This window comes from Actinophytocola sp. NPDC049390 (genome assembly GCF_044466355.1).
Classification (GTDB): Bacteria; Actinomycetota; Actinomycetes; order Mycobacteriales; family Pseudonocardiaceae; genus Actinophytocola.
This window is the reverse complement of record NZ_JBITMQ010000006.1, coordinates 219300-244690: the sequence shown is the minus strand read 5'-3', so window position 1 is coordinate 244690 and position 25391 is coordinate 219300. Positions and strand designations below refer to the sequence as shown.

Annotated in this window: 21 protein-coding genes; 4 read left to right on the top strand and 17 right to left on the bottom strand. The window is 70.1% G+C overall.

Annotation, left to right across the window (positions count from 1 at the left end):
- Nucleotides 1–29: 29 nt before the first annotated feature.
- From ACIBVP_RS19655 to ACIBVP_RS19620, 8 genes are all read right to left on the bottom strand, one after another.
- A complete protein-coding gene (locus ACIBVP_RS19655; protein ID WP_396107590.1) occupies nt 30–2429 on the bottom strand; it encodes a polysaccharide lyase family 8 super-sandwich domain-containing protein in 2400 nt (799 codons plus the stop codon).
- Between the two features lie 95 nt (nt 2430–2524).
- Nucleotides 2525–3547 carry an Lrp/AsnC family transcriptional regulator gene (locus ACIBVP_RS19650; protein ID WP_396107589.1) on the bottom strand — a complete coding sequence of 341 codons (1023 nt, stop codon included), beginning with the start codon at nt 3545–3547 and terminating at the stop codon, nt 2525–2527.
- Nucleotides 3544–4425: an alpha/beta fold hydrolase gene (locus ACIBVP_RS19645; protein ID WP_396107588.1), complete on the bottom strand. Its 882-nt coding sequence runs from the start codon at nt 4423–4425 to the stop codon at nt 3544–3546. Before ACIBVP_RS19645 ends, ACIBVP_RS19650 begins: the two co-directional genes overlap by 4 nt.
- A gap of 9 nt (nt 4426–4434) precedes the next feature.
- Nucleotides 4435–5613 carry a M24 family metallopeptidase gene (locus tag ACIBVP_RS19640; RefSeq protein ID WP_396107587.1) on the bottom strand — a complete coding sequence of 393 codons (1179 nt, stop codon included), beginning with the start codon at nt 5611–5613 and terminating at the stop codon, nt 4435–4437.
- Nucleotides 5610–6494, bottom strand: coding sequence for an ABC transporter permease (locus tag ACIBVP_RS19635; RefSeq protein ID WP_396107586.1), 885 nt, complete (start codon nt 6492–6494; stop codon nt 5610–5612). The genes ACIBVP_RS19640 and ACIBVP_RS19635 overlap by 4 nt, the downstream gene beginning before the upstream one ends.
- Nucleotides 6491–7456 (bottom strand): ABC transporter permease, encoded by a 966-nt coding sequence (locus tag ACIBVP_RS19630; protein ID WP_396107585.1) that lies wholly within the window; start codon nt 7454–7456, stop codon nt 6491–6493. The genes ACIBVP_RS19635 and ACIBVP_RS19630 overlap by 4 nt, the downstream gene beginning before the upstream one ends.
- Nucleotides 7457–7472: 16 nt before the next feature.
- Nucleotides 7473–9092: an ABC transporter substrate-binding protein gene (locus ACIBVP_RS19625; protein WP_396107584.1), complete on the bottom strand. Its 1620-nt coding sequence runs from the start codon at nt 9090–9092 to the stop codon at nt 7473–7475.
- A complete protein-coding gene (locus ACIBVP_RS19620; RefSeq protein ID WP_396107583.1) occupies nt 9089–10297 on the bottom strand; it encodes a dipeptidase in 1209 nt (402 codons plus the stop codon). Before ACIBVP_RS19620 ends, ACIBVP_RS19625 begins: the two co-directional genes overlap by 4 nt.
- Nucleotides 10298–10467: 170 nt before the next feature.
- Between ACIBVP_RS19620 and ACIBVP_RS19615 the strand changes: the two genes are divergently transcribed.
- From ACIBVP_RS19615 to ACIBVP_RS19600, 4 genes are all read left to right on the top strand, one after another.
- On the top strand, nt 10468–11451 hold the full coding sequence (locus tag ACIBVP_RS19615; RefSeq protein ID WP_396107582.1) for an ABC transporter ATP-binding protein: 984 nt from the start codon (nt 10468–10470) through the stop codon (nt 11449–11451).
- Nucleotides 11444–12433, top strand: coding sequence for an ABC transporter ATP-binding protein (locus ACIBVP_RS19610; RefSeq protein WP_396107581.1), 990 nt, complete (start codon nt 11444–11446; stop codon nt 12431–12433). The genes ACIBVP_RS19615 and ACIBVP_RS19610 overlap by 8 nt, the downstream gene beginning before the upstream one ends.
- 107 nt (nt 12434–12540) lie before the next feature.
- Nucleotides 12541–13299, top strand: coding sequence for an N-acetyltransferase (locus ACIBVP_RS19605; protein ID WP_396107580.1), 759 nt, complete (start codon nt 12541–12543; stop codon nt 13297–13299).
- A 22-nt stretch (nt 13300–13321) separates the two neighbouring features.
- Nucleotides 13322–14569 (top strand): cytochrome P450, encoded by a 1248-nt coding sequence (locus tag ACIBVP_RS19600; RefSeq protein ID WP_396107579.1) that lies wholly within the window; start codon nt 13322–13324, stop codon nt 14567–14569.
- A 67-nt stretch (nt 14570–14636) separates the two neighbouring features.
- On the opposite strand, the gene ACIBVP_RS19595 is transcribed toward ACIBVP_RS19600, so the two are convergent.
- The 9 genes from ACIBVP_RS19595 to ACIBVP_RS19555 all read right to left on the bottom strand — a co-directional run bounded on the left by ACIBVP_RS19595 (nt 14637) and on the right by ACIBVP_RS19555 (nt 25353).
- Complete coding sequence (locus ACIBVP_RS19595; protein WP_396107578.1) at nt 14637–15023, bottom strand: hypothetical protein; 387 nt, start codon at nt 15021–15023, stop codon at nt 14637–14639.
- A gap of 177 nt (nt 15024–15200) precedes the next feature.
- A complete protein-coding gene (locus tag ACIBVP_RS19590; protein WP_396107577.1) occupies nt 15201–16163 on the bottom strand; it encodes an anti-sigma factor RsbA family regulatory protein in 963 nt (320 codons plus the stop codon).
- A 65-nt stretch (nt 16164–16228) separates the two neighbouring features.
- On the bottom strand, nt 16229–16738 hold the full coding sequence (locus ACIBVP_RS19585; protein WP_396107576.1) for a hypothetical protein: 510 nt from the start codon (nt 16736–16738) through the stop codon (nt 16229–16231).
- On the bottom strand, nt 16735–17376 hold the full coding sequence (locus ACIBVP_RS19580) for a hypothetical protein (protein ID WP_396107575.1): 642 nt from the start codon (nt 17374–17376) through the stop codon (nt 16735–16737). The genes ACIBVP_RS19585 and ACIBVP_RS19580 overlap by 4 nt, the downstream gene beginning before the upstream one ends.
- 59 nt (nt 17377–17435) lie before the next feature.
- Nucleotides 17436–23159: a ThuA domain-containing protein gene (locus ACIBVP_RS19575; protein ID WP_396107574.1), complete on the bottom strand. Its 5724-nt coding sequence runs from the start codon at nt 23157–23159 to the stop codon at nt 17436–17438.
- 149 nt (nt 23160–23308) lie between these two features.
- A complete protein-coding gene (locus ACIBVP_RS19570; protein ID WP_396107573.1) occupies nt 23309–24502 on the bottom strand; it encodes an ROK family protein in 1194 nt (397 codons plus the stop codon).
- Nucleotides 24503–24696: 194 nt separating this feature from the next.
- Complete coding sequence (locus ACIBVP_RS19565; protein ID WP_396107572.1) at nt 24697–24882, bottom strand: PspC domain-containing protein; 186 nt, start codon at nt 24880–24882, stop codon at nt 24697–24699.
- A 52-nt stretch (nt 24883–24934) separates the two neighbouring features.
- Nucleotides 24935–25075 (bottom strand): hypothetical protein, encoded by a 141-nt coding sequence (locus tag ACIBVP_RS19560; RefSeq protein WP_396107571.1) that lies wholly within the window; start codon nt 25073–25075, stop codon nt 24935–24937.
- 17 nt (nt 25076–25092) lie between these two features.
- Nucleotides 25093–25353 (bottom strand): hypothetical protein, encoded by a 261-nt coding sequence (locus ACIBVP_RS19555; protein ID WP_396107570.1) that lies wholly within the window; start codon nt 25351–25353, stop codon nt 25093–25095.
- Between the last annotated feature and the right edge of the window lie 38 nt (nt 25354–25391).

The following is a 25391-nucleotide window of genomic DNA, read 5'->3' as shown; positions in this document are numbered from 1 at the left end:
CGAAGGGCGAGCAAGCCGTTTTCGCGCGTCTACCGCAGCGTCGCGTGCAAGGTCGCGCCGTGGGCCTGGAAAGTCCGCGCCCGCACCAGGGTCCCGCCCGGCACCGGCCGGACCTCGACCCCGTCGTCGGCGTCTACGACCCGCAGCCGGGTACCGCGCAGCAGCACCGACACGTCCGTGCGCCGCATGGTCGGGTCGGACACCGCGACCCGCACCCCGTCGCCGCGACGCACGAGGACCGACGCCGGGCCGTGCACCGACAGCGGGCCCGCCCGGTGCCAGCCGTCGGTGAACGCGTTGACGCCCGTCAGCCGCAGGCCCCGGTGCGCCACCGCCTGCACGGCCGTCGTGTTCGCCAGCACGGCCGGCCCGCCGGCGGACCGCAGCCGCGACTCGGACGCGTGCGGCACCAACGCGTACGCGGCCGACGACGACCGGAGTGTCACGGTCACGACCTGCTTGGTCACCGGTGTGTCCTGGTTGGCCGCGCGCACCACCCGGCGGCTCCGCGTCACCGTCGACCGGTCGGCCACCGGGCGTTGCCCGTCGAGGAACAGGTAACCCACCGCGGCGCCGGTCGTCCGGTTCGCGTACCGCAGCCAGCCGTCACCCGACGACAACACCACGTCGTCGTCAGGAGCCGCGATCCTGCTGTCCACTGTGGTCACGGCGGCGTCCGGCATCCCGGCCGCCAGCGCCACGATCTCGTCGTCGAACAGGAACCACGACTTCGTGACCCGCACGTTCGGGTACGCCACGAAGTCGTCCGGCAGCAGCCCGGCCCGTTTGTCCACATAGGGCACGTCGTCCGAGGTGACCATGCCCGCGACGCCGTACGGCCCGAGCGTGGCGCCGCCGGAGAACTCGTTGGTGCCGCGCGGGAAGTACACGTACTTGTTCTGCGCCTCCGACGACGACGTGAACCCCGCGGCCGGGTTCTCGTACCAGAACCGCCCGTACAGCTCCGGGATCGTCCTCCGGTCCTCCGCGAGCACGGTCACGCCGGACAGCCGGTACGGCGACACGGTCGTGTAGTAGTCGACTCCGAACGAATCGGACTGGTCCTGGCCGGACAGGTACAGGTAGTAGGCGCCGTCGCCCTGGAACCAGGGCAGCAGGTTCTCGCCGTTCATGTACTCGTACTTGCTGATCCGGTCGGAACTCCTGGCCAGCGCGAACGCGTAGCCCGGCCTGCGGTGCACGGTCCGGTCCATCGCGTTGAACGCGACCGAACGCGACGGCGGGTTCAGGTCCGCCGCGGGCACCGGCGAGGCGAGGACGTCGGCGTACCGGCGCACGCTCACCGGCGACACGAACGCCGCCGGGTCGATCGCGGCCGACCGCAGGAACTTCACGTAGGCCCGCAGCGGCACCGGGTCCGCCACGTAGTCGGCGAGGTCGACGATCGCCTCCACGATGGACGTGACGTCGCCGTACCCGGTCGTCGACCGGGACACGGCCCGCCCCTTGACGACCTCCATCAGCCAGCCTTCGAAGATCAGCGGCGCGAACCCGTTCACCACCCAGCCGCGTACCGTGTCGATCAACCCGGCGTCGCCCGCGTAGGCGGTGCCGTCGAGGATCTTCACCGCCTGCACGACCCGCGACAGCAACGCCCTGCCGTACGAGCCGGTGTAGGCCACGGAATGGTGCTGGATGAACGACCCGTCGGCGTAGTACCCGTCGGTCACGCCGTGCTGGAGGTGGTACGGGTCGACGGTGGCGAACACCGTGCTCTGGTCCGCGACGGCCTTCGTCACCCGCGCCTCGTCGGCGAGCAGCGCGCCCTGCAGGATCCTGTTCGTGGTGATGTCGGCGAGGTTCGCGCCGGTGTGGAAGCGGGAGTCGAGGTCGACGTCGCCGTCCTTGCCGTTGCGCAGGTAGGCGTCCATCGACGCGACGTACGTCGACACCAGGTCGGCGGGCGCGTCCAGCAGCAGCAGGGCTTTCGTGGCGCTCGTGGAGATGCCGATCTCCCAGTTGAACCAGTTGCCGTAGTACCCGGCGGCCTGGTCGCCGTAGTGGTGGGTGTGCAGCCACACGAGCCCGTCGAGCACCCGCTGCCGCACGGCGGCGTCACCGAACAGCGCCGACCGGGGCGCGCGGGTGGCCAGCGCGATCTCGTACAGGTTCTGGAAAGCGCGGTTCAGGTTCGCGTCGTTCGTGCCGAGCGGCAGGTTCGCGAACAGTTCGCCGTCCCCGGCGGCGTCCATGTCCGCGAGCCGTGCCCTGGCCGTGCGCTCGATCGCCGCGAGCTTCGGGGCGACCTCGGGACGTGCGTTCGACTCGGCGGTACCGGCGAACACGTCGACGGTGTTCGCCCGCAGCCTGCCGAGGTCGGCGACCGGGTCGGCACTCGCGGGCACCGCGCGTGCCAGGAGCACGGCGGCGGGCACGATACTCAGAACCTGACGGCGTGACAGTTCCATGGGACCCCCGTTCACAGGCCGGTATCCCCTGGATGATCGCGGTTTCGCCGCCGTGGATCAAGGGGTTGCACGGCTACCGGAGCGGCACGGACCAGTCAGCCGTCGCCTACCGCGGCGCCCGGGCCGAGGACCAGCGCGTCCGCGTGGTGTTCGGCGAGTTGTTCGCGCCACCACGGGGTCTCGACGAAGCCGCGTTTGAGCGACAGCAGTTCCACCGACGCGCTCCACCCGATCACACCCGCCATCTTCGCGAGCGTGTCCGTGGTGAACTCGAACAGGCCGCGGGTCGACTCGGAGATCACCTCGCACAGCAACGAGTTCCCGTCGAGCGTGGCGCCGAGGTAGCGCACGGACGGGTGCCGGACGAGCGTGGCGGCGACCTCGTTGAGCTTCGACGGTTCCACGGTGACCCACATCAGGGTCTCCGCCTCCAGCCCGAGCGCCTGCGCGGGCACGATCGTGAACACCGCCGCGCACCGGTCGCCGATCATCCGTTCGAAGCGGCGGCGGACCGTGGACTCGTTGAGCTCCAACGCGTCCGCGATGGTCCGGAAGCTCGCCCTGCCGTCGTCCCGCAGGTGGTCGAGGATCGCCCAGTCGACCTTGTCGAAGTGGTCCGGCGAGCACAGCGGCACCTCGGGCGGCAGCGCCTCGCGGTCGTCGAGCAGCTGCTTGTACCAGTCGTGCGAGACCTTGTAGACATGCAGCAGCAGGTCGCTGTACCAGCGCTGCACCCCGTCGATCTGCTGCAGCTCCAGCATGGTCTTCGGGTACCGGGTGGGCCCGGAGTTCACGACCAGCTCGATGCCGATGTCGTACGAGCCGGTGATCAGCGACGCCCACCGCACGTCCGGGCGCGCGACCAGCTGTTCGGCCACATCCAGCTGCGTGCCGGGACGGCAGCCGATGCGGGTGAAGAACGTCTCCACCGGCCCGGTGCTGCCGAGGCTCGGCAGCACCGCGACCTTCAGGAGGTTGTCCGCCATGAGCTGCTGGGCACGCCGCGCCACCGTCGGCACGGACGTCTCGCACGTCGTGGCGATCGACGTCCAGCTGGCCCGCCCGTCGCCCTGCAGGGCGACGATGATCTGGCGGTCGAGGTCGTCGAGCGGTCTCATGTGACGACGTCCGCCAGGAACTCGCGCACCACCTTCGTCCACGCCTCGGCCTCCTCGATCTGCGGTGAGTGGCCCGACTTCTCGAACACCACCAGACGCGAGCCGGGGATCAGACTAGCGATCGTCTCGCTGCACGCCACGGGCGTGATCCAGTCGGTGCGGCCGACGGTGATCAGCGTGGGCGCGGTGACCTGCGGCAGCACCGGCTTGAGGTCGTAGTTCGGGATGTTGACCTGGAAGGCGTGGTTGTGGGCCTCGTAGCGGTACGGGGTGGCGGCGACCTTCTTCTCGACCGCGTCGGGGTCGTAGACGTAGTCGTACAGCGGCAGGATCTCGCGCCAGCAGTCGCGGAGGTCGTCGTTGTCGCGCACGGTGCCCGCGAAGATCCGGTCGAGCTTGTCGCGGTCGATCTCCACGCGGGTGGTGGCCAGCGCGTTCGCGAGCGCCTTCTCCTCGTGCGAGTTGTCCGGCGAGGTGTCGCGCAGGACCATGGCACGCACGCGGTCCGGGTAGCGGGTGGCGTACTCCATCGCCATGAACCCGCCGTACGAGCCGCCCGCCATGATGACCTGCTCGGCGCCGATCCACTCGCGCAGCGCGTCGATGTCGGCGGCCCACTGCTCGTGGCTGAACGTGCCCTTGCCTTCGCTCTGCCCGGAACCACGCGCGTCGAACACCACGACGCGGTAGGTGTCGGCGAGCCTGCCGAAGCTCGCCCTCGGCTCGGCCCGCGACCCGAGCCCGGGCGCGCCGTGGTGTGCGATCAGCACGGGTGCGCCCTCGGGGCCGAGCACCTCGACCGCGAGCCGGTTGCCGTTGATCTGCACCATGGTCGCCTCGGTGGTGGCGGCGGCGAACTCTGGCGACACGTCGTTCACGAACACTCCTTAGACGGGGATGACGCAGTCGTCGAGGCTGCGCGGGTACGAGGTGAGGGGGCGGGCGCCGTCGTCGGTGACCAGCATGGAGTCCGAGATGCGGTAGCCCGCGTGGCCCGGGACGTAGATGCCGGGCTCGTTGGACACGATCATCCCGGGCTCGAGCACGGTCGCGTCGCCGTCCTCCAGCCACGGCGGCTCGTGCATGCCGAGGCCGATGCCGTGGCCCTGCCGGTGCCGCAGGTAGCGGCCGAGCCCGGCCTCCCTGACGACCGACAGGCACGCCTCGTTGGCGGACCGGCACTCGGCGCCCGGCTTGATCGCGTGCCCGCCCACCTCCTGGGCGAGGCGGATGGTCTCGTGGTAGCGGCGCTGCTCGTCCGACGGCTCGCCGAGCACGAACGTCCGCTCTCCCTCGACGAACCGGCCGCCGACCGCGCAGCCGAGCGACAGCATGAACGTGTCGCCGGGCCGCAGCCGGTACCCGGACGGCAGACCGTGGGGGTAGGAGGAGTTGGCGCCCGCGTACACGAGCCCGCCCGCGAGGAAGGACACGACGACGACGTCGGTGTGCTCGCCGTACATGGTGGACGTGCCGACGCGGCCGACGTGCGCGGCCAGCTCGGCCTCGCTGGGCAGCTCGGCGCCGGTGGCGAGCGCGTCGGTGACGAGTTCGACGCCCTCGGTCAGCATCACGTCGGTGATGCGCGCGGCCTCCTGGTGCAGCGCGATCTCACCGGGTTCCTTGACGTAACGGGTGACCGTCACGATGTCCGTCGGCACGAGGTCCACAGTGGACAACGCGGCGGCGGCCGCGCTCAGCCGGGCGTAGCTCATCGACGTGGTGTGGCCCGCCGTGCGGTGCCCCGCACCCACCGCACCGGCCAGCACCGCGAACGGCGGCACCACGCCCGGGTACTCGGGGTAGGCCACCAGGTCCGCGATCGCGTGCTGGGCCTCCGCGTGCTCCCGCTCCAGCTCCGGCAGGAGCAGCGTGGCGCCGCCGTCGACGGGCAGCCACACCGCGACCGGCCGTTCACACGGGTGGTGGAAGAACCCGGTCAGGTACGCGACGTCCTCGGGGTCGTCGGTGAGGATCGCGTCGAACCCGGCTTCGGACGCCCGGGCACGCACCCGGTCCTGGACGCGCTCGAAGAACGCGCGGTCGAGCCGTTGGGAAAACGTCACTTGTTCCGCCTTGGGTTACGGGCGTCGTTGTACGCCGTGGACAACAGCGTCGACGCCAGCACGAGCAGGAAGATCGCGAGCGACGGGAACAGCGGCAGCCACCACGCGGTGGACATCGCGCCCGCCTGCTGCGCCTCGTAGAGGATCCGGCCCCACGACCACGTGTTCGGGTCGCCGAGGCCGAGGAACGCCAGCCCCGCCGCCGACAGCACCGCGCGCGAGGACGTGAGCACGACCGACACCAGCACCAGCGGCATCACCGCGGGCACCACGTGCCGCCGGATGATCCACACCGGCGAGCCGGTCATCAGCCGCGCCGCGTCCACATAGGGCAGCCGCACGACCGAAAGCGCCTGCGAGCGCACCACCCTGGTGACCTCCGGCCACGAGAACGCGGCGATCACGAGGATGATCGTCATCGTGCTGGGGCCGACGAGCGCGGCGACGAGGATCATCAGCGGCAGGATCGGCAGCGACAACGTGAGGTCGACGATCACGCTGATCACGGAGTCGATCCGGCGGAAGTACGCGCCGATGACGGCGAGCAGCGTGCCGAACACGATCGCGATCAGCGAGGCGGCCGCCGCGACCAGGAGGCTCTGCTGCGCGCCCCACACGACCTCGGCGAACACGTCGAGCCCGAGGCTGTCGGTGCCGAACCAGTGCGCGCCGGACGGCGGCGCGAGCACCGTGTCGCCGTACCCGGACGGGTAGGCGGCGAGCAGCGGCGCCGCCACCGCGACGAACACGAGCAGCACCAGCACGACCAGCGCGGCCATGCCGAGCGGCTCCCGCCGGAACCGGCGCCACGTGTTCCGCGCCGCGCTGGGCGGCGCGTCGACGGACACGGCCTCCGCCAGCTGTGCCTCCGTGGTGGTCATGATGCCGCCTTCACGCGTGGGTCGAGGATCCCGTAGGCGATGTCGGTGACCATGTTCACGGCCACCACGGTCACCGCGAGCAGCAGGAACGCGCCCTGCAGCACCGGGAAGTCCAGCTGTGTCACCGCTTCGTAGATGCCGCGGCCGATGCCCGGGTAGGCGTACACGGTCTCGATCAGCACCGCGCCACCGACCACGAACCCGAGCTGCAGCCCGACGAGCGTCGTGGTCGGCAGCAACGCGTTGCGCAGCGCGTGCTTCCACAGCACCCGCCGCGCGGGCAGCCCGTTGGCGTTCGCCAGCACCACGTAGTCCTCGCCGAGCGCGTCGATCAGCGACGACCGCATGGTCAGCACGTACGCGCCGAGCTGGGCGAACACCAGCGACAGGCACGGCAGCACGAGGTGCGAGAGCACCGACAGGTACCACTCGCCGCCGTAGGTGCCGTCGGTGTACGCGCCGCCGATCGGGAACCAGTTGAGCTTCAGCCCCAGCACGTACAACAGCAGGATGCCGAGGCTCGGCACGAACAACGACTGCCCGGTGACGGCGACGATCTGCACGAACCGGTCGGCGAGCCCGCCCCGCCGGGACGCGGCGAGCACCCCGAGCGGGATGCCCACCGCGACCGTCACCAGCAGCGACGACCCGGCCAGCAGCAGCGTCCACGGCAACCGGTCCATCAGGACGGTCGTGACCTCGGTGTTCTGGTGGAACGAGATGCCGAGGTTGCCCTGGAGCAACTGCCACAGGTACTTCACGTACTGGACCGGGAGTGATTCCTCCAGGCCGTAGTCGGTGAGCAGGGCCGCCCGGGTCTCCCGTGTCATGTTCGGGTTCGCCACGGCCAGCACCGGGTCCCCCGGCAGCAACCGGAGGAGCAGGAACGTGACCGTCACGGCGAACCAGATGGTGAGCAGGCCGCGGCCCACCCGCTTGAGCACGAACAAGAACAACGACATCCGGGCGGCCCTGCTCTCACTGCGACTCGGACTTGGTCGCCGAGGCGACCGAGATCGGGTTGACGATGGACAACAGCTCGGAGGGCTTCACGACGAACCCGCTCCAGTCGCTGCGGTGCGCCACGTACAGGTTCTGCGTGTACATGACGTTGTCGTACACGTTGTCCCGCACGATCTTCGCCGCCTGCTGCAGCAGCGGCCGCTGCTCCTCGCGCTCGAACGTGACCCGGGCCTGCTCGATCAGCGACGACAGCCGCGGATCGTCCACATGGGTGTAGTTGATCACGCCGTCCGGCAGGTAGGTCAGCGCCATGTTGGTCGCCGGATCGTCCATGATCGCGAAGTTGCCCGCGTAGATGTCGAAGTCACCCGCGTCGGTCTTCGCCAGGTACGTGTTCCGTTCCAGGCCCTGCAGCTCGATGGTGATGCCCGCCTTGGCCGCGCTGTCCTTCACGAGCGCCGCCCACTGCGTGGTCACCGGGTCCTGCAGCGAGTAGATCAGCCGGAACTTCAGCGACCCGTCGGTGGGGTAGCCCGCGTCCGTGAGCAGCTGCTTCGACTTCTCAACGTCGAACTCGTACTCCTTGATGGCGTCGTCGTGGAAGTCCTTCAGCACCGGCATGATCGGGCTCGACCCGGTCGACACGGCCTGGCCCTGCAGCACGACCTTGCGGATGGCCTCGTAGTCGACCGCGTGCGCGAGCGCCTGCCGGACCTCCTTCTTGGCCAGGTCGGGCTTGGTCATGTTGTACGTCATGTGCGCGTAGCCGAGGCCGGGCACCTCCTCGACCGTGATGCCGGGCGTGTTCTGCAACCCCTTGACCTGCGAGGGCGGCAGCGTGTTCGCGATGACGTCCACGTCACCGTTCTTCAGGCCCAGGATCTCGGTGTTCACGTCCGGGTACACGCGGTAGACGACCTTGGCCGCCTTGGGCTTGCCGCCCTCGACCAGCGGGTAGTTGTCCACGCGCTCCATCGTGTAGCTCTGTCCACGCTGGACCTCGGTGAGCACGTACGGACCGGCGCTCACCCAGCCGCCGTTCTTCCCGTCGTTGGCGAACGTGGCGACCGAACCGGCTGGCTCGAACACGTGCTGGGGCACGACGTTGCCCCAGAAGCCGATCTCCGGGATCAGCGTCGAGTCCGGTGCGGACAGCGTGATCTCCACGCGCGTGTCGGACACCGCGGTCGCGGACTTGAAGTTCGTCAGCTGGCCGGTCAGCGTGCCCGCCGGCTTGTCCCGCTTCACCGCGTTGAGCGAGAACGCGACGTCCTTCGCGGTCAGCGGCTTGCCGTCCGACCACTTCATGCCGGACCGGATCTCGTAGAAGCCGGTGGTGTCGTCGACGTAGCCCCACTTCTCGGCCAGCTCGGGCGCCTTCTCGCCGTCCGCGCCGATCGAGAGCAGGTGCGGGTACATCAGGTTGGTGATCCAGTAGTCGCTGCGGCTGTTGCCGACGAACGGGTTGTAGTTGACCACGTCGGTCGTGGTCGCGATGGTCAGCGTGGCGTCGGTGACCGCCGCGCCCCCACCACCCTCGGTGGGGGCGCTCGGCGCGCAGGCGGCGAACGTGGCGATCGAGACCGCGGCGGCGGCAACTGCCTTGGCCGCGGTCAGCCGGGGACGGGACGTCAAACCCAGACCTCCTTGAGGACTCGTAGCGTGTTACCCCCGATGACCTTGCGGATCTCGTCGTCGCTGTACTGGTGCTTGACGAGCCAGCCGATGATGTTGAAGAAGCCCTCCGCCGGGTTCTCCAGGCCGTCGACGTACTCGACCTTCGGGAACTCGACCCCGCCGTGCGCCTGCCCGAGGGACAGGTTCGCCGCGAACGTGTCGTGCAGCCCGACGTGGTCGCCGAACAGGGTGTCCGGGCCGAAGCTCACGTGGTCGATGCCGACCAGCTCGACGCAGTACGTGAAGTGGTCCATGACGGATTCGAGCGAGTGCCGAGGGTGCTCGCGCGACAGCGTCGTGTGCGGCGCGGCCTCGATGCCGATCACGCCGCCGCGCTCCGCGCACGCCTTGATCGTCTCGTCGTCCTTCATCCGGTTCGTCGGCCAGACGGTCCGCGAACCGGCGTGGGTGATGAACACCGGCACCTTCGACTTCTTGATCACGTCGAGACCGGTGCGGTCACCCGAGTGCGAGATGTCGATGGCGATGCCGAGCTTGTTCATCCGCTCCACGGCGCGGTCGCCGAGGTAGGTGAGGCCGCCGTCGCCGCGCTCCTTCAGGCCGCCGCCGAGCAGGTTGGCCTCGGAGTACGCGATGCCCATCTGCCGGACGCCGAACCCGTACAGGACGTCGAGCCGGTCGATCTCGTTCTCGATCGGGGTCGCCGCCTCGAGCGCGAAGATGTGGGCGATGCGGCCGGTCTCCGCCGCGTACTCGATGTCCTTGACCGACTCGGCCTTGATGACGAAGTCCTGGTGGGCCAGGTCGGCCATCCGGACACCGAGGTCGAACAGGACGTCCTGGTACTTCCAACCCGCGTCGGAGCTGATGCAGCAGGTGCCGTCCATGCCGTTGTCGAACACGGCGGTCAGGCCGGACCGCGACAGGCCCTCGTAGCCCGTTGGTTCGCGGCCCTGGCGGATGTGCTCGCGCAGGTCGGTCATGTCCTCGGGGAACACCTGCACGTGCTCGTGCAGCGAGATCACCGTCTCCTCGGCGAGGAGCCGCCTGGTCCGCTCCTCCTGCTCTCCTGTCAGGCCGAGCCCCTCGTAGGCGGGAACACGGCCGATCTGCTTGGCGTAGGTGAACCCTCGGTAGTCCTTTCCGGACTCCAGGTATTCGTAGGCCGTGTAGCCGGTGTAGCGGGATGCGGGCTCCAGCACGCTGCCACTCCTGTCTCCGCGTGGTGTGCGGTACCAGTTGACTGTCTCCTGTGGAATGCCGCAGAGTGTCATCAATATCCGGCATGCTTGTCAATGCATGTGTCAGAACCAGGCAGGATCGGTCACAAGATGAAACTTATCGGCAACCCGCCGCATGTGAGGATGGAGTCGTGAACAGTCCACCCCTGGCGCTGCGCGTCCGCGGCCTGTCTGTTTCGTTCCAGATGGACTCCGGTCCGGTGGCGGCCGTCCGGCACGTCGACCTCGACGTCCCCCGCGGACAGCTGGTCGCGCTGCTCGGCGAGTCCGGCTCCGGCAAGTCGGTGACCGCGCGTGCCGTGATGGGCCTCGCCGGTCCCGGCGCGACGGTCGCCGCCGACGAGATCACCGTCGCGGGCACCGACCTGCGCACCGCGTCGGCGCGGCAGCTGCGCGAGTTCCGCGGCACCCGGATGAGCCTCGTGCTGCAGGACGCGCTGTCCGCCCTCAACCCCGTCCTCTCGATCGGCGACCAGCTCGGCGAGCTGTTCCGGGTCCACAGTGGAGCATCGAAGAAGGCCGCGCGCGCCAGGGCCGCCGAGCTGCTCGGCATGGTCGGGATCCCCGCACCCGCCAAACGCGTCGACGACTACCCGCACCAGTTCTCCGGCGGCATGCGCCAGCGCATCCTGATCGCGATGGCCATCGCACTCGAGCCGGACCTGCTGATCGCGGACGAGCCCACCACGGCACTCGACGTGACCGTGCAGGCACAGATCCTGGACCTGCTCGGCTCACTGCGGACCCAGCTCGACATGGGCGTCCTGCTGATCACCCACGACCTGGCGGTGGTCAGCGAGGTGGCCGACCACCTGGCGGTGATGTACGCGGGCCGGGTCGTGGAGGCGGGCGACGCCGACACCGTCCTGTCGCGACCGTCCCACCCGTACACCGAGGCGCTGCTGAAGTCCGTGCCGGAGCTCGACCACCACGGCGCGGACCTGTTCACGATCCCCGGCTCGCCGCCCAACCCGGCGCGCGTGCCGACCGGGTGCCCGTTCCACCCGCGCTGTCACCGCGTGGTGGACGAGTGCTCCTCGGTCCGGCCGGAACTGGTGCCGTTGGCGGGCCGTACCGTGGCCTGCCACCAGTCGGAGGTGATGCTCGGTGTCTGACGACGTGCTGGTGGCGGACTCGCTGGTCCGCAGGTACTCGGTGGGGTCGCTCCTGCGCCGTGGGCACGTGTCGGCGGTCGACGGGGTGAGCCTGTCGCTGCGGCGGGGCGAGGTGCTGGGCATCGTCGGCGAGTCCGGCTGCGGCAAGTCGACACTCGCCAGGATGCTGGTCGGGTTGGAACGTCCGGACGAGGGCCGGCTCCACTACGACGGCACCGACGTCACCTCCGGCGACCGCGCGCGGCTTCGGGGTGGCGTGCAGATGATCTTCCAGGACCCGTACGCGTCACTGGACCCGCGGATGACGGTGCTGGACATCGTGGCAGAGCCCCTGGCGGCGACCGGCCAGGGCACCCGCGCGTCGCGACGGGCGAAGGTGGCGTCGCTGCTGGAGCTGGTCGGGTTGGCGCCGGAGCTGATGAACCGGTACCCGCACCAGTTCTCCGGAGGGCAGCGGCAGCGGATCGGGATCGCGCGTGCGCTGGCGCTGGACCCGTCGGTGCTGATCGCGGACGAGCCGGTGTCGGCGTTGGACGTGTCGGTGCAGGCCCAGGTGATCAACCTGCTCGCGGACCTGCGCAAACGGTTGGACGTCGCGATCGTGTTCATCGCGCACGACCTGTCGGTGGTGCGGCACCTCGCGGACCGGGTCGCCGTGATGTACCTGGGGCGGATCGCGGAGATCGGGCCGACGTCGCGGATCTACGACGCGCCGGCCAACCCGTACACGCGCGCGCTGCTGTCGGCGGTGCCGTCGTCGGACCGGGCGTCCCGGGGACGGTTGGCGCGGCGACGGGTGTTGAGCGGGGAGCCGCCGTCGCCGATCGACCCGCCGGGCGGGTGCCGGTTCAACCCGCGGTGCTGGCTCGCACAGGACCGCTGCCGCACGGAGGTGCCCGCGTTGCGGGAGGTCGACGGCCGGTTGACCGCCTGCCACTTCGCGGAGGACGCCGCCGCGGAGGTGGTGGCCCAGAAGGGCTGAGTGAGCGGCTGGTTCCCGCTCGGTTCCCGCGCGACGAGTGCGGTGCGGGTGATCCGCAAGACGGCCGGCTGACACTTCCTGACGACCCCCTGCCGTAAGGAGTCACCATGTCGGTCGTCACGAACCTGCGCGTCGTCAGCCTCGCCGAACGTCCCGACCTGGCGTCCGCGATGCTGACCATGGAGTCGACCTGGCCCGCGTACGTCCGGGCCGAGCCGCTGCTCGTCAACTGGGCGTTCGAACGGCACGCCGAGCACCAGCTCGTCGTGCTCGACGGCGAGGGCGACGACGAGCAGGTCATCGCGAGAGCGGCAAGCGTGCCGTTCGCGTGGGACGGCGACCTCGACAGCCTGCCGGACACCGGCTGGGACGAGGTGCTCCGCCAGAGCATGCTGGACACCTACGCGGGACGTGAGCTGACCGCCGTCTGTGCCCTCGAGATCGCCGTCGTGCCGGGCAGGCAGGACCGGAACCTGTCCAGCCGGACGCTCGTGGCACTCAACGACAACGCGCGACGCCTCGGTTTCGCCGACCTCGTGGCGCCGGTCCGGCCGAGCAACAAGCACGCCGAACCCCACGTGCCGATCACCGAGTACGCCACGCGCACCCGGGAGGACGGGCTGCCCGCCGACGCCTGGCTGCGGGTGCACGTCCGGGAGGGCGGCCAGGTCGTCAGGATCTGCCCGGCCTCGATGGCGATCGCGGGCAGCCTCGCCCAGTGGCGCGAGTGGACCGGTCTGCCGTTCGACACCGACGGTCCCGTCGTGGTGCCCGGCGCGCTGACCCCCGTGGAGGTCAACGTCGCGCACGACCGCGCGGTCTACGTCGAACCCAACGTGTGGATCCGACACCGGCTCGGCAACTGAGTAGACATCGGAGGAGTACGACATGATCCCGTTCAGCACCAAGCCGAGCGAGACGATCGACAGCGGCGGCGGCAAGTGCATGTACGCGCAGCTGGACCGGTTCCGCGAGTCCGCGCCCGCGGTGGCCGTCGAGCTGCCCGACGGCGTCGTGGTCTGGTCGATCACCCGTGGTGACGTGGTCAAGAAGCTGCTGAGTCACCCGGACGTGTCCCGCAACCTCAAGAACAACGTGCCGATGTACGTACCGGGCGAGGTGCCGTGGCTCTCGCCGTGGGTGGACGTGGAGTCCATGTCCACCGCGGAGGGCCGCGAGCACCAGCGGCTGCGCAAGCTGATCGCGCCGGCGCTCACGCCCAAGCGCATCGACCTGATGAAACCGCACCTCGAGGCCATCGCCGAGAAGCTGCTCGACGACCTGACGACGCAGCCGGGCGACGAACCGGTCGACCTGCACGTCCGGTTCTCGCAGCAGCTGCCGACCAGGATGATCTGCGACCTGTTCGGCGTGCCGGAGGACCTGCGACCCGAGGTGCTGCGGATCCTGCGCATCGTGCTGAACACCGACAACGTGCCGGAGGAGGAGTCCGCGCGGGTGTTCGTCGACATCGGCGTCGCGATGCGGACCCTGATCGAGGGCAAGCGCCGCGAGCCCGGCGACGACCTGACGAGCTACCTGATCGCCGCCCGCGTCGACGGCGAGGAGCCGCTGTCGGAGCAGGAACTGGTCGACATGCTGATCCTGCTGATCGGCGGCGGCAGCCAGACCACCGTGTCCCTCATCGACCACACCGTCCGCGAACTGCTCGCCAACCCCGACCAGCTCGCCAAGGTGCAGGCGGACCCGAGCCGGTGGCCGGACGCCGTCGAGGAGTCCCTGCGCCTGCAGTGCCCGGTCGGGCACCTGCCGATGCGGTGGGCGAAGGCGGACATCGACCTCGGCGAGGGCGTCGTCATCAGGAAGTACGACGCCATCATGATCAGCTACCTGGCACACGGCCGCGACCCGAAGGTGTTCCCGAACCCGGAGGTCTTCGACATCGACCGCGAGAACAAGGAACACATCGCGTTCGGCGGCGGCCCGCACTTCTGCCCCGGCGCCCGCCTCGCCCGGCTCGAGGCCAACGTGGCGGTGCCCGCGCTCTTCGCCCGCTACCCCGGCCTGGCGCTCGCGGTCGCCCCGGAGGACGTGCCCCCGCTGCGCTCCTTCATGGCGAACGACGTGGCGGCACTCCCGGTGCTGCTCCGGCACGAAGCCGCCAGGGCCGCCTGACGGTCGCTTCGCACGAGAACCCGTCATCGCACCCAGCGTGATGACGGGTCTCGTCGCGTGGCCGGGCTCAGGTGCAGGCCACCCGGAGATCGTCCAGGCGTTCGGTGTTGCGTTGCACCCAGCGGGCGACGACCCCGGCGTCGTCCAGGCGTTCCTTCTGCACCTGCAGGTACGAGTCGGCGAGCCCGAGGAGCGACGCCTTCACGTCCTCGTCGGCCACGTCGTCCGCCAGCTCGCGCAGTCTGCGTTCCTTGTCCTCCGCCCGCTGCCGCAACCGCTCCTCGTCCACGAGCGGGTTGAGGTCCGCGAGACCGAGCGCCTCCGCGCACACCGCTGCCCGGTCGGTCACCGCGTTCGCCTCGTCCACGGCCTCGCCGACCTCCGCGCAACCGGCCACGACCAGCACCGACGCCAGCACCGACACCACCGCCACGCACCTGCCCCGTATCCCCATACCCAAAACCTAGCGGTCCCCGGTTTGCCCGTGCGGGTGAACGGGTAGGCCATTGGTGGCCGGATCGGAAGCAGGGCCGTTCCGGTGTGCTGAGGACCGGGCCTGTCGGATGTGCCCTCGCGAGCCGACCGGGGTCCGGTCCTCCTATCGTGTCCGCGGGACAGGCACGAAACGTCGTCAGGCGCGGTGGTTCGGGTTACCGCTGATCATGCGGACCGTGAAGCCCTCGGCGTCCGCGTTCATCGACACGTGGTCGCACAGCTGGTGGGTCAGCCACAGACCCAGCCCGCCGGTCGGCGCGTGCGCGGCGGCACGCAGGCCTGCGAACGGGTCCGACGGGCCCGTGCCGCGGTCGGTCACGGTCACGACCACACGGTCCGGGCCCGGCCAGTAGCGGACCACGATCGGTGCCCTGCCGTGAGTCATCGCGTTCGTGACCGTCTCGGTGACCGCGATGCGCAGGTCGTTGAGCGCGTCGGTGGTCAGCACCCCGTCGATGACACCCGCGAGTACCGACCGCGCCTGCGCGGGCACCGGGTTCACCAGCTCCACCGCGGGCGGGGTGTGCTGCAACGGGTCCGGAGCCGGCGGCAGGTCGTGGCGCAGGAACCGGCCGGGCTCGACGTACTCCGCGCTCGGCAGGTGCGTGTCGCCGGGACGCGTGACGTGCGGGTGGGTACGGGCCACGTCGGCCAGCACCTCGGGCGAGGCGGTCCGCTCGTCGTAGGCGCACACGGTCCACAGCGGGAACTCGGCGTAGACCTCGTTGATCGCCGACTCGTAGCGGGCCCACCAGTCCCACGTCGCCCCGAGCACCTCCGGGGGCAGCTCACCGACCACGCGGATCTGCCGCGCGCCGTCCGCGGCGTACCCGGCGAACACGTCGGTGTAGGCGCGGATGGCGGCGGCCGGCCGGGCGTACGTGTCGCCACCGGACTGGAACACCACGGGGGTGTCGTCGCCGAGCGCCTCGCGGACGAGCGCCGCGTTCGGTTCGCACAGCGCGGCGATCGTGGGCTCCCTCGCGGCGACCCCGCCCAGCAGGAACGGGACGACGACGTCCAGCAGCTCCTCGTCCGAGCCGTAGCGGAGCGCCTCGTGGTAGTACCCGGTCTGCCCCGAGAGCATCCCAGTGCTCATAAGCCATCCACGTGACGCACGCCATCCAGGATCGCATCACGCGGCCACCCCGTGTTGACGAGGGCTCAGCCGACCCGCGCCAACCGCCGTCTGCGCAGGTAGAACGTGACCGCGAGGGCCACGACGGCCACCGCGACCGGCACCACGACGAGCGTCACGGTGGAGGTGCCGCTCGGTGCCGGGGTGCTCGCCGCGGCAGGCTGGGGCAGTTCCGCCGACTTCACGGTGATGGTCTTCGTCGCCGCGGACGGGTGGGTGGCGGTGACCGTCACCGTCCACTCGCCCAGCGGGAGCGGCTCCTGCGCCTGGTAGAACGCCTGCCCCTCCGCGGCGGCCCGCATGGCCACCGGTCCGACGACCGTGCCGTCCGTGGACGAGACCGCCGTGTACGTCATCCGCACCTCGCCCGGCACGGCGTGGCCGTCCTTGACGTACGTGACCGACGCCGTGACGCCCTGCCCCCCGTCGCCGCGGACGTCGAGCTGGATGGGCCCGCCGTGGGCCCATGCCGGGGTGGCGCCGAGCAGCACCGCCGCGAGCAGAGTGGCCGCGACGACCACGAGTCTGCGGATCATTTGTGTCCATGTCCTTCCGGTTCGCCGTCCGGCGTGAAGGCTTCCCCACCCGGTTCGGACTGCAGGTACACGTGCTGGTGGCCGTAGCCCGCGTCCACGTTGATCTGGTCGAGCTGGGTCGCGCCGACCGACCACGTGGTCACCGCCAGGTCCCGCTGCCTGGTCGCCAGGTCGTGGTCGCCCTTCTGGTGGGCGGTGACGGCGAGGGCGAGCTGGTCGATCGCGGTGGTGAGCGTGCCGCGGGCGACGTTCGTCGCGGTGGCGCCGGACGGCGGGTCGTCGAAGGACCTGGCGGCAGCGTCGACGGTCCGCTGCCAGGCGGCCCCGTCCCCGGTGTGTGCCGCGAGCCCCGCCACGACGGGTGCCAGGTCGTCCTTGGTCTCGCGGGCCAGCTCGGTCAGCTCCTTGATCTGCACCTTGTCGCGGGCGGCGTCCGCCGCGCGGATGTCCGACGCCATCTGTGCTTCCTCACTCGGGCGGCCGACCAGGTAGCCGCCGACCCCGAACACCACGGCGCCCACGACGAACGCCAGCACGGCGGGCAGGACACGACGCCACAGCGGCGTCTCCTCCTGCTGTTCGCCGAGGCGGAAGGACCGGGTGCGGCGCCGGGCGGGCGCCGTGGTGCGGGGACTCATGCATCCTCCTGGGGAAGTGCGGGGTGCCCCGAACGGAAACCCGGGGCACCCCGCGTCCGTCAACTCAGCCGGGCGATCACGTCGTCGGTGTCCCTGGCCAGCACCTCCCGCACCTCCGCGACCGTGACCTTCGCCGGGTCGGTCGCGAGGATCCGGAACTCGCGCAGCAGCGTGACCGCCTTGGCGTCCTTGCCCTTCGCCTCGGCCTGCCGCGCCTTGGTCAGCTTCTCCTGCAGCGACTTCTGGGTGGCCTGGTTGAGCCAACCCACCGCCTTGAACCGGTCGATCAGGTTCGAGATGTCGCGGGTGGAGGTGCCGACGCCGAACGTCACCGTCTGGGCGGTGCGGTTGCCCGCGCCGTCGGTGGCCGTGACGGTCAGCGTGTGCGTGCCGAGTGGCAGCGTGTACAGCGGCAGCAGCGCGCCGGAGGAGAACGCGTCACCGTCGAGCACACCGGTCAGCGTCCTGACCCCGGACGTCGAGTCCACGGCCTGCCAGCTGATCCGCAGGTCCTGGCTGTCGCCGTAGACCTGCCGGTCGGCGATGCCGGAGATCAGGACCGTCGGCGTGGTGCCGTCGATCTTGATCGTGGCCGCCTTCTCGGTCTCGGTGTTGCCCGCCGCGTCCTTCGACCGGTACGCCACCTCGTGGGTGCCGTCCCCGGACACGTCGACCGGCTGCGTGTACGCCGTCCACGGGCCGCCGTCGAGCGAGTACTCGGTACTCACCACGCCGGACGCCGCGTCCGTGGCCGCCAGCGTCACCGGCACCCCGCCGTTGTTCCACCCGTTGTCGTTGGGTGGCGCGAACTGCGCGGTCGTGAGCGGCGCGGTCGCGTCGACCTTGACCGCGAGGGTCCCGGCCTCCTCGACGTTGCCCGCCACGTCCACCGACCGGTACTGGACGGCGTGGTCCTTGTCCCCGCTCACCACGAACGGCGCGGTGTACGGGGTCCAGGCCCCACCATCCACTGTGTACTCGGTGCGGTCGACGCCGCTGCCCTCGTCGGTGGCCGCCAGCGTGACCGTGACCGGTCCGGTGTACCAGCCGCTCGCGCCCGGCGCCGCCGGGTTCGTGGTCGCGGTGGTCTCCGGTGCGGTCTCGTCGGCCTGCTGCGCCCACGACGCGTGGAAGTAGTCGAACTTCGCCGTCACCAGCTGGGTCGCGCTGGTGCCGAAGGCGAACAGCCCGACCTTCCCGTTCGCCACGGCCGCGTTGGTGACCGTCTGGGCCATGTCGGTCCACGTGACACCGTCGGCCGAGTAGGAACCCTGGTAGGTGTTCCCGCTCTTGGCCAGGCGCAGGTACCAGACACCCTGCGTCAGGTTGTTCACCGACGGCTGCGGGTCCTGCACCGCGTCACCGATCTCGCTGCGCAGCTCGATCCGCTTGGCCGTGGCGCTGTCGGCCACGACGTCCAGCTTCACGTAGTTCGCGTCGTCGGTGTACACGATCAGGCCGCCCTGCTGGTAGGACTGGCTGAGCGCGCTGGCGTCGACCTTCGTCTCCACCGTCCAGTCCCCGGCGGGCGGGGTCTGCAGGGTGAAGTTCTTCGGGCCGGTGTTGTCGCCGCCGTAGATGTCACCGGGGCTGGTGTCGATCTCCAGGTTGCCACCGGTCACCCTGGTCATCGTGGCGTCCGGCCGGATCACCGTGGTCCACCGGCAACCGTCCAGAGCGGACCCGTCGAACTCGTCGTTCGGCGTGGCCGCGGTGGCGGTGTCGTCCGGCAGCAGCTGGAACCAGTCGAACGCGGCGTCGATGACCGGGCGGGTACCCGTCCCGGACAGCGACACCAGGCCGATGCGCGGGTTCGTGATGCCCGCGATCAGCTTGTCCGTCTCCGGCATGTTCGTCCACGACAGGCCATCGGCCGAGTACGACGCGGTGAGGCGGGTGCCGTCACTCGCCAGCCGCACGTACACGGTGTCCGGGTAGCCCGCGCCGAGGTTCGGCGTGTTGGACTCGGCGACCTCGTTCGGGACGCCGTTCTCCTCGCGGATGAACTGGAAGATCCGGGCGTTGGCGTCGTTCGTGCCGCGGCCCTCCAGCACCATCTTCGCGTAGTTGTCGTCGTCGCCGTAGAGGATCAGACCCGCCTGCTGGTAGGCGTCCCGCGCGGTCAGCGACACCTTCGTCGTGGCCTGCCACGCCCCGCTCGGTGCGGGCTGCAGGACCAGGTTCGGCGTCGGGTTGCTGTTGTCCGTGCCGTAGATGTCGGTGTTGGACGTCGGGATGTGCAGCGCGCCGTCGCGGACCGCGAGGTCCTGGTTCTGCCGCACCACGCTCCACCGGCCCGAGTCGAGCGACGTGCCGAGGAAGTCGTCGGACTTGCCCGTGAGGCACGTGACGCTCGGGCTGTCGACGGTGATGTCGACGTGCTCGGTCGTCGCGGCACCGCGCGAGTCGGTCACGGTGACCGACGCCGCGTAGTTGCCCGGTGTGGTGTAGGTGTACGACGCGTCCGGCGTGGCGGCCGTCGTGCCGTTGCCGAAGTTCCACCGGTACGTCAGGGGGTTGTCGCCCTCGGCGTCCGTGGCCTCCGAGTGGAACGCCACCGTCAGCGGTGCCGTGCCACGGGTCGGCGTGGCCGTCGCGGTGACCACCGGGCGCTGGTTGTCGGTGACACCCTTGCCGTTGAAGTCGACCCAGTTGACGTTGAACAGGCCACCGGTGTTGGTGGAACCGGACGGCCTGCGCGCGATCATGTAGAGCGGCGCGGACTCCGTCGGCGGGTTGTCGAGCTGGAGCGTCACGTTCGTGTAGCTCTGCCAGTCACCCGTCACCGGCACCGCGACCGAACCCACGAGCGTGCCGGTCGTACTACCGGACCGCACCTCGATGGTGCCGCCACCACCGTTGGACGCCACCCGGAACCCGATCGAGTCCACAGCGGACAGGTTCGCGGGGTCGAACGACCACCAGTCGCCGTCCTCGATGAACCCGATGTTGCGGAAGCCGCCCTGCGTGTCGCCGGTGGTCTCCACCTGGACGCCGGGGTCACCGGTGCCCGCGCCGTCGGCCGTGCGGCCGGTGGCGGTGAAGAACTCGGCCTGCTTGTGCTTCGGCTGGAGGATGGCCTCGGCCCGCCCGGTCAGCGGCGAGGAGCCGCCGGCGCCACCGTTGTCGGTGTAGCTGGCCTCGAACACGGCGAACACGTTGTCGCTGTCCGAGTGCCCGGACGACAGCGTGGTCTGCACGGTCCCGTCGCACCCGGTGTACTGGTCGAGCGGGTGGCCGTGTGTGTCGTGCCCCAGGATCGACTGCAGCTGGACGTCGTCGCAGTTGATCGTGCCCTCTTCGGGGTCGGTGACCGTGATGGAGAACTTCACCTGGTCGCCCCAGTCGAAGAACCCGCCGTCCGGCGGCAGGTTGAGCCGCACGGTCGGGGCCGTGTTGCCCACCACGATCGGCACGTTCGCCGTCGCCGTGCGCCCGTCGGCGTCGGTCACCGTCAGCGTGGCGCTGAAGTTCCCGTTGGCCGTGTAGGTGTACGACGGGTTGGCGGCAGTCGAGTCCGTGGTGCCGTCACCGGTGAAGTCCCACGCGAACGTGACCGGCGTGCCGTCCGGGTCGAGCGACCCGTCGCTGGAGAAGTTCACCGCCAGCGGGGCGATGCCGGACGTCGTGTCCGCCTGCGCTCGCGCGATCGGCGCCCGGTTGCCCTGCACGTAGTCGATGCGGTAGATGCCGGAGTCGGCGTTGTCGCCGCCGAAGCCGGAACCCCACTCGATCATGTACAGCGCGCCGTCCGGACCGAACTTCATGTCCATCGGCTTGAGCATCGTGAACGTCTTCAGGATCTGGTTGATGTCCGTCAGCTCGCTGCCGTCCTCGTTCAGCTGGAACGAGTACAGCTTGTTCTGGTTCCACTCGGCGAAGATCGCCTTGCCGTCCCAGTACGCGGGCCACTTGCGGTCCGAGGCGAGCGCCTCGTCGTAGCGGTACACCGGGCCGGCCATCGGCGCGCCGCCGCCACCCAGCTCGGGGAACGCGGGGTTGGCCGCGTAGTGGTAGTCGACCGTCGCCGCGATCGACGGCGGCAGGTTGGTCAGCCCGGTGTTGTTCGGCGAGTTGTTCACCGGGTTGGCGCAGTCGAACTTCGCGCCCGACGTGCTGGTGGCGAAGTCGAAGTCGTTGTACGGGACGTTGTCGCCGATGCAGTACGGCCAGCCGTAGTTGCCCGGCTCGTTCAGGATGTCCCACTCGACCGTGTTCTCCGGGCCCCTGCTGGGGTTCGGGTTGCCCGCGTCCGGCCCGTAGTTGGCGACCATCAGCTTGTGGGTCTTCGGGTCGATGCCGACGCGGAACGGGTTGCGGAAGCCCATCGCGTAGATCTCGGGCTTCGTCTTCTCCGTACCCGGCGCGAACAGGTTGCCCGCCGGGATCGTGTACGTGCCGTCGTCCTCCGGGTGGATCCGGAGCACCTTGCCGCGCAGGTCGTTGGTGTTGCCCGAGGTGCCCTGCGCGTCCCACTCGGACCGGCCCGCGCGCTCGTCGATCGGCGTGTAGCCGTCGGAGGCGAACGGGTTGGTGTTGTCGCCGAGCGCGAGCCACAGGTCGCCGGTCTCGTGGTCGAAGACCATGCCGCCACCGTGGTGACAGCACTGCGACCGCTGGACCGGCACGTCGAGGACGATCTTCTCCGACGCCATGTCCAGTGTGGAGTCCGGCTTCACGGCGTACCGCGACAGCCGGTCGACGTCCCCGCCGGAGGCCGGCGAGTGGTAGAGGTAGATCCAGTTGTTGGTCGCGAAGTCCGGGTCCAGTGCGACGCCGAGCAGACCGGACTCGTTGGCGGTGAACACGTTCAGGTGCGCCGAGGCGACGACCGACCCGTTCGGCTGGACCGCCTTCACGTCGCCGAGCCGGTCGATGTAGAACACGCGGCCGTCGGCGGCGACGTCGAGCATCATCGGGTTCGACGTGTTGTCGTCGAGCGTGACCTTCTCGAAGCTCGTGTCCTGCGACGCGGTGCAGTCCGAGGGGACCACGCCCGCCGCGGTCTGGATGCCGCCGAGCAGCATGGACAGGAACTGCGGCTCGACGAAGCTCTCCTTGGTGTGCCCGAGGCCGGTGTACCAGGAGCGGCCGCCGTCGTAGTCCTGGCACCAGGTGATCGGGTGGTCGAAGCCCATCGACCCGCCGGTGTAGGTCTTCTCGTCCAGCGAGGCGAGGACGTGCGCCGTGCCCCGCGGGTTCGTCTGGTAGTCGTACCACTCGTCGGTGCGGGTCCAGCGCGTCGGCAGGCTCTCGGTGGACGGGTGCGCCGGGTCCTCGACCTTCACGGTCGCCTGCTGGATCGCCGGGTGCGACTTGAAGTAGGCGCCGACGAGGCCGCCGTACCACTCCCAGGCGTATCCGGTGTCGGCCGCGGCGTGCACGCCGACGTAGCCGCCGCCGTGCTGGATGTAGCGCTGGAACGCCTCCTGCTGAGCCGTCTCGCCGACCGGCTCACCCGTGGTGGACAGGAAGATCACCACGTTGTACTGGGCCAGGTTGGCGTCGGTGAACACCGAGGAGTCCTCGGTGGCGGTCACCTCGAAGTTGTGCTCCTGTCCCAGCTTCTGGATCGCGGCGATGCCGTCCGGGATGGAGTCGTGGCGGAAGCCGGTGGTCTTGGAGAAGACCAGGGCCTTGAACAACGGGTCGGCTGCGGCCGCCGCGGGCTCGGCCTGCGTTGCCGAGGCCATGGTGGTCACGACCGCGGTGGCGATCGCGGCCGCCACCAGCGGTCTGCCGGATCTGCGTAACCACGATCTCGCCCTGTTGGTCAGGGACATCTACTAACCTCCCAAGAGGTGCCCGGTATCGGGCGGGGGTGTGACTAGGCGTTGCTTCCCCGACAGGTGTGGATCTCCGTATCCCTCCTTTCGTCCGTGGTGCACCTGCCGTGGTGCGCGGCGCTGCCACGCCTCGCACCACGGCCCGATCAGGGCGTATGTCGCAACGCGACGAGGGTCGGGTCGTCGAGGACCGCTTCGAGGGCGACGTGCGCGCCACCGCGGGCGGCGGCCGTGAAACCCAGCGTGGAGAGCGCGACCTCGCACGCGTCCGGCGCGATCACGCGGGCGTGCAGCTCGGCCAGCATGGGGCCGAGGAGGTGGTCGCCGAGGCTCGCGAAGTACCCGCCGAGCACCAGCACCCGCGGGTTGAACACGTTGACCAGGATCGACGCGCCGAGCCCCAGCGCCTCGCCGACCAGCGTGAGCGCGTCGAGAACGCGCGGGTCACCGGCCCCGGCGCGGTCGGAGAGCATCTTCAGGCGCTGCTCGAGGTCCAGCGACGGGTCGCAGACGGGGTCGTCGGGGGTGGCGGCCATGCGCAGCAGCGCGGCGAGGCCGACCATGGTCTCCCAGCAGCCGCGGCGGCCGCAGCCACACAGGTCACCGCCGGGGTTGAGCGGCATGTGCCCGATCTCGCCGGAGAACCCGGCGGCGCCACGCAGCAGGCGCCCGTCGACCATCACGCCGCCGCCGACGCCGGTCTCACCGGTGAGGTAGACCAGGTCGGCGGTGCCCGCACGGCTGCCCATGGCGAACTCGGCGAGCGCGGCGAGGTTCGCGTCGTTGTCGACCTGGACGGCGAAGCCCTTCCGGTCGAGCCTGCGCCGCAGCCCGCCGACGGCGTCGACGTCCTTCCAGTGCAGGTTGGGGGCGAACGCGACCACGCCGTCGTCGGTGTCGACGAGCGCGGGAACGGCGAGCGTCAGGCCGACGGCCGTGATGTCCTGTTCGTCGCAGGCGGCGAGTGCGCGGATGGCCAGCTCGGTGACCGCGTCCAGCACGGCGTCGGCCGGGAGTGCCTGCACGTCGAGCGCGACCCGGTGCTCGAACACGACGGCGTCGGTCAGGTCCAGCACGACCGCGGTCACGTAGTCGACGTTGATCTCCACGCCGATGCCGCCGATGCCCCGCCCGTCCAGCTCGACGGCCTGTCCCGGCCGGCCAACGGACCCGCCTCGCTCGACGACGCCCTCGCGGACCAGCCCGCGGTCGATCAGCTCCGCGACCAGGCTCGACACCGTGCCGCGGTTGAGGCCGGTCTCGACCGCGATGCGGGCACGGCTGCGCGGACCTGCGTCCCGCACATGGCGGAGCACGAGCGCCAGGTTGCTACGGCGCATCGTGACCTGGTCGGCAGGTTGCCGCCCGGTCGTGCGCCCGGCTGGTCGAGACGCGTTCACAAGGCAGCACCGCCCCGCTAATTTGTCCGTTAGCCGGACAAATTAGGGCGGTGTGAAATCGCCGTCAATGGGTTGGTCGGAAGTTTCGTCCAGGTAGCCCGGTCGGCAGTGGCGCTGTTGGGCCGAACGGCTGATCAGGAGGCCCGTTTGGGCATGAGCGCCCAGAGGATCAGGTAGGCGACGAACTGCGGGCCCGGCAGGACGCAGGACACCACGAACAGGAGCCGCACCCGGCCGACGGGCCACCCGTACCGCTCCGCGATGCCCGCACAGACGCCCGCGATCATCTTCTTGCTCTGAGGTCTGGTCAACGTGGTCATGACTCCACGGTCCCCCGCACGGAGCTGTCCCGCATGGTGGAGAACCCTGAGATCAGCCCTGGTCGTCACACCCGGGGTCGGGTGCGTCCTGGGACAGCGGGCTACCAGTGGGCAGGATGTACAGGACGTCGAGGACGACCGGCGTCGACCCGAGGCTCCGCCCGATGTGCACGTGCACGGGGCGCTCGATCACGGTGCTGCCCGCAGGGCTCACCTCGGTTGTGGCGCAGTCGGCCATGGTGCGGGTGAGCGTGCCTGGCGGACGTACGCGTAGAGCGTCCCGTCGGGGGAGTGCCAGCCGGTGTACCCGCCGGGTGCGATCGTGATCTCGCGCAACACGTAGTCGGTCTGCCCGACGGTCTTCCGCGCGATGATCGTCCCGGTCACCCCGGACGACGGGGTGGCACCGGCCGTGGCGGGCGCGAACACGAGCCCGGCGGCAACGAGAACAGCCCCCAGAATTGTGAACATCGACCTACGTTCCTTCCCCCAGCCCGGCAATGGTCAAA

Coding starts and splice junctions, on each gene's coding strand:
- ACIBVP_RS19565 (WP_396107572.1), bottom strand. CDS start 24,882: ATGACCACGTTGACCAGACCTCAGAGCAAGAAGATGATCGCGGGCGTC.
- ACIBVP_RS19580 (WP_396107575.1), bottom strand. CDS start 17,376: ATGAGTCCCCGCACCACGGCGCCCGCCCGGCGCCGCACCCGGTCCTTC.
- ACIBVP_RS19575 (WP_396107574.1), bottom strand. CDS start 23,159: ATGTCCCTGACCAACAGGGCGAGATCGTGGTTACGCAGATCCGGCAGA.
- ACIBVP_RS19650 (WP_396107589.1), bottom strand. CDS start 3,547: ATGAGACCGCTCGACGACCTCGACCGCCAGATCATCGTCGCCCTGCAG.
- ACIBVP_RS19555 (WP_396107570.1), bottom strand. CDS start 25,353: ATGTTCACAATTCTGGGGGCTGTTCTCGTTGCCGCCGGGCTCGTGTTC.
- ACIBVP_RS19590 (WP_396107577.1), bottom strand. CDS start 16,163: ATGAGCACTGGGATGCTCTCGGGGCAGACCGGGTACTACCACGAGGCG.
- ACIBVP_RS19655 (WP_396107590.1), bottom strand. CDS start 2,429: ATGGAACTGTCACGCCGTCAGGTTCTGAGTATCGTGCCCGCCGCCGTG.
- ACIBVP_RS19600 (WP_396107579.1), top strand. CDS start 13,322: ATGATCCCGTTCAGCACCAAGCCGAGCGAGACGATCGACAGCGGCGGC.
- ACIBVP_RS19630 (WP_396107585.1), bottom strand. CDS start 7,456: ATGTCGTTGTTCTTGTTCGTGCTCAAGCGGGTGGGCCGCGGCCTGCTC.
- ACIBVP_RS19635 (WP_396107586.1), bottom strand. CDS start 6,494: ATGACCACCACGGAGGCACAGCTGGCGGAGGCCGTGTCCGTCGACGCG.
- ACIBVP_RS19595 (WP_396107578.1), bottom strand. CDS start 15,023: ATGGGGATACGGGGCAGGTGCGTGGCGGTGGTGTCGGTGCTGGCGTCG.
- ACIBVP_RS19570 (WP_396107573.1), bottom strand. CDS start 24,502: ATGCGCCGTAGCAACCTGGCGCTCGTGCTCCGCCATGTGCGGGACGCA.
- ACIBVP_RS19585 (WP_396107576.1), bottom strand. CDS start 16,738: ATGATCCGCAGACTCGTGGTCGTCGCGGCCACTCTGCTCGCGGCGGTG.
- ACIBVP_RS19605 (WP_396107580.1), top strand. CDS start 12,541: ATGTCGGTCGTCACGAACCTGCGCGTCGTCAGCCTCGCCGAACGTCCC.